General features: G+C 32.5%; 2 protein-coding genes and 3 pseudogenes. 2 read left to right on the top strand and 3 right to left on the bottom strand.

Annotated features, from left to right (window positions below):
* Positions 1 to 133, bottom strand: a pseudogene (locus AC07E5_RS09970) (IS701 family transposase); the annotation flags it as partial.
* 48 nt (positions 134 to 181) lie between these two features.
* On the opposite strand from AC07E5_RS09970, the pseudogene AC07E5_RS09965 reads away from it, so the two are divergent.
* Positions 182 to 439: pseudogene (locus tag AC07E5_RS09965) on the top strand (IS701 family transposase); the annotation flags it as partial.
* Between the two features lie 17 nt (positions 440 to 456).
* Here the strand turns inward: AC07E5_RS09965 and AC07E5_RS09960 are convergent.
* Together AC07E5_RS09960 and AC07E5_RS09955 are read right to left on the bottom strand one after the other, a co-directional pair.
* Positions 457 to 1,514 (bottom strand): annotated as a pseudogene (locus AC07E5_RS09960) (IS701 family transposase).
* Positions 1,515 to 1,553: 39 nt separating this feature from the next.
* Positions 1,554 to 2,057 (bottom strand): hypothetical protein, encoded by a 504-nt coding sequence (locus AC07E5_RS09955; protein ID WP_498625367.1) that lies wholly within the window; start codon positions 2,055 to 2,057, stop codon positions 1,554 to 1,556.
* 168 nt (positions 2,058 to 2,225) lie between these two features.
* On the opposite strand from AC07E5_RS09955, the gene AC07E5_RS09950 reads away from it, so the two are divergent.
* A complete protein-coding gene (locus tag AC07E5_RS09950; protein ID WP_498625366.1) occupies positions 2,226 to 2,459 on the top strand; it encodes a hypothetical protein in 234 nt (77 codons plus the stop codon).
* Positions 2,460 to 2,559 lie beyond the last annotated feature (100 nt).

The following is a 2,559-nucleotide window of genomic DNA, read 5'->3' as shown; positions in this document are numbered from 1 at the left end:
GGAAATTAATTGGAATATTTTGACCATTTTGATCTGTCGCATACAAGGTAATGAGATTAATACCCTTGACGGATCGGTGGTGTTTGCCTGACCAAAAATAGCTAACTAAGTCCATATGTTGACTATAGGACTTACGCATTGACAGATTCAAAAAAGTATTAAAATAGTTTATAAAGTATCTGTGATCAGACGAACTAAACATGCTTCTACAGCAACTTGTACTCTACCCATTTATATGGGCTTTCTCATGACAGAACCGAACTCTATTAGCTGCACACAACTTGCCGAGACTTATAATATCTCGCATGATAGTGTAAATCGCTTTCTAGAGCGTGAAGATTACACACCTCACGACCTATATCAAGAAGCAATTCAACATATTGATAATAACAAACTTATAGCCAGTATTGATGATACTGTTTTAGATAAACCATATAGTCTAGGACTTACGCACTATCATTTATAGATTCTCTGTGGTAGCAGATGGTTTTTATCGAGAATAAAGTCATCAATGAAGTCTTTGATGATTGGTCTAAATAATTTCTTCTGCCAACGATATACATTTTCAAAGATCCGCTCAAACTGGTTCTTTTGTATCTCGACGTAGGCCATCAAGGCTGCAAAAATATGATTCAAAATCAGTTTGGATCGTCTTACTTGAAACTTTTCAATATGGCAAACCTGTTTAATCACTCGGTGATATTGTTCTATTTTCCAATGACTTGAATGTAATTCATAAAAACCCTCAAAGGACAATAAATCATCTTCATCTTGATACACAATATAAAACCTCTGCTGTTCTTTTAACTGAGTCTTAAATAATTGTACAAAGCCAAAATCTTTGAGCCAGACCACTTGACCCTGATGAAAATTCGGCAATAAACGCAGTTGAAACCATTGTCCTTTTTCAGGGGAAACCTTACGGTTACTGTCGACACCAAACATAAATCGAATACCATATTTTCTTATGGTTTTTAGATTTTCAGTCGATGAATACCAACTATCACCTGTAATAAATTGAATCTTTGCACCCCAATCGAGTACTTCACTTAACATCTCCATAAAGTAATCATTCTTGGTTTTACTTGCTGACTTATCATAAATTCGAAAATTAATTGGAATATTTTGACCATTTTGATCTGTCGCATACAAGGTAATGAGATTAATACCCTCGCATACAAGGTAATGAGATTAATACCCTTGACGGATCGGTGGTGTTTGCCTGACCAAAAATAGCTAACTAAGTCCATATGCTGACTATACGGTTTATCTAAAACAGTATCATCAATACTGACTATAAGTTTATTATTATCAATATGTTGAATTGCTTCTTGATATAGGTCGTGAGGTGTATAGTCTTCACGCTCCAGAAAGCGATTTACACTATCATGCGAGATGTTATAAGTCTCGGCAAGTTGTGTGCAGCTAATAGAGTTCGGTTCTGTCATGAGAAAGCCCATATAAATGGGTAGAGTACAGGTTGCTGTAGAAGCATGTTTAATTCGTCTAATCACAGATACTTTATAAAGCATTTTAATACTTTTTTGAATCTGTCAATGCGTAAGTCCTATAACTTTAGGTTTTAATCGTTTTATTTGCTCAGACAAATTTTGAATAGATAATTTTTCTAGATGTACGGAAATTTCTTCATATTCAGATTTCTTCCTGAATGTATTAAAAGACTTTTTCTTATAGTCAAAGAAGTAAAAGTTTAACCACTGTACAGGTTCATTATTATTAATCTGTTTAACTTTCCTCAAAAATTGAAGAAAACGACTTTGATCTTTTGTTTGTCCATATAATTCAGCATGGCGGTCTTTACTTTTTTTAATCACATTTTCAAAGCTAATATCATCATTTAGGAAATCTTTTAACCGCCCTTGCCATCCTTTAGTTTCTTGACCAACTATAAGCACTTTATTCTTCGAGAAATCAAATAAAGGATCAAAATTAGGGATAAATGGGTAACTCAAATCATGTAAACATTCTTTTTCAGCAACAGATAAGTGGTCTAAATACTCTTTTAACTTTTCCAATTTTGGCGTGTATTCAATCAATTTTTATATCCATTAAATAAAGTTAATATTAGGCCTCTTGCGAAAGTATCATTTTTAACTATTTTAGACTTTGATATTTATTTAAAAATCAACAATTATCACTGATTAAATTTTGACTAACGCAAGAGGTCTAGTATATAGAATATTATATAAAGATAGGTATGCCATATGAAGATTGGAATTTTTTGGTATTGGAAAGATGAGGTCTTAGGAGTTGCACATGATTTCGCTCTTTCAGATATTGACTCTATAGGGTTAGCCGATAGTAATTATGCTCATATAGAGTATTGGAAAGTTCTTCAAAGCAGGATGAATGATTTGAAATATATAGAATATGAAGAAATTCCAAGAGGAAGAGCTATTTTTAATTCAAAATTCTCTGTACACGACAAAAATAGATAACTCATTGAAATAATGTCATAATAATTGTTTTCTAACGACGAATACTATGACACATCTCAATGAGTTATATCTTATCTTAAACAAATATCTAAAATGGAAC

It is taken from the genome of Acinetobacter seohaensis (assembly GCF_056431365.1).
This window is presented reverse-complemented; position numbering and strand designations above follow the sequence as displayed.

What these genes read in the sequence shown, in the direction of transcription:
- AC07E5_RS09950 (WP_498625366.1), top strand. Translation starts at nt 2,226, where the DNA reads ATGAAGATTGGAATTTTTTGGTATTGGAAAGATGAGGTCTTAGGAGTT.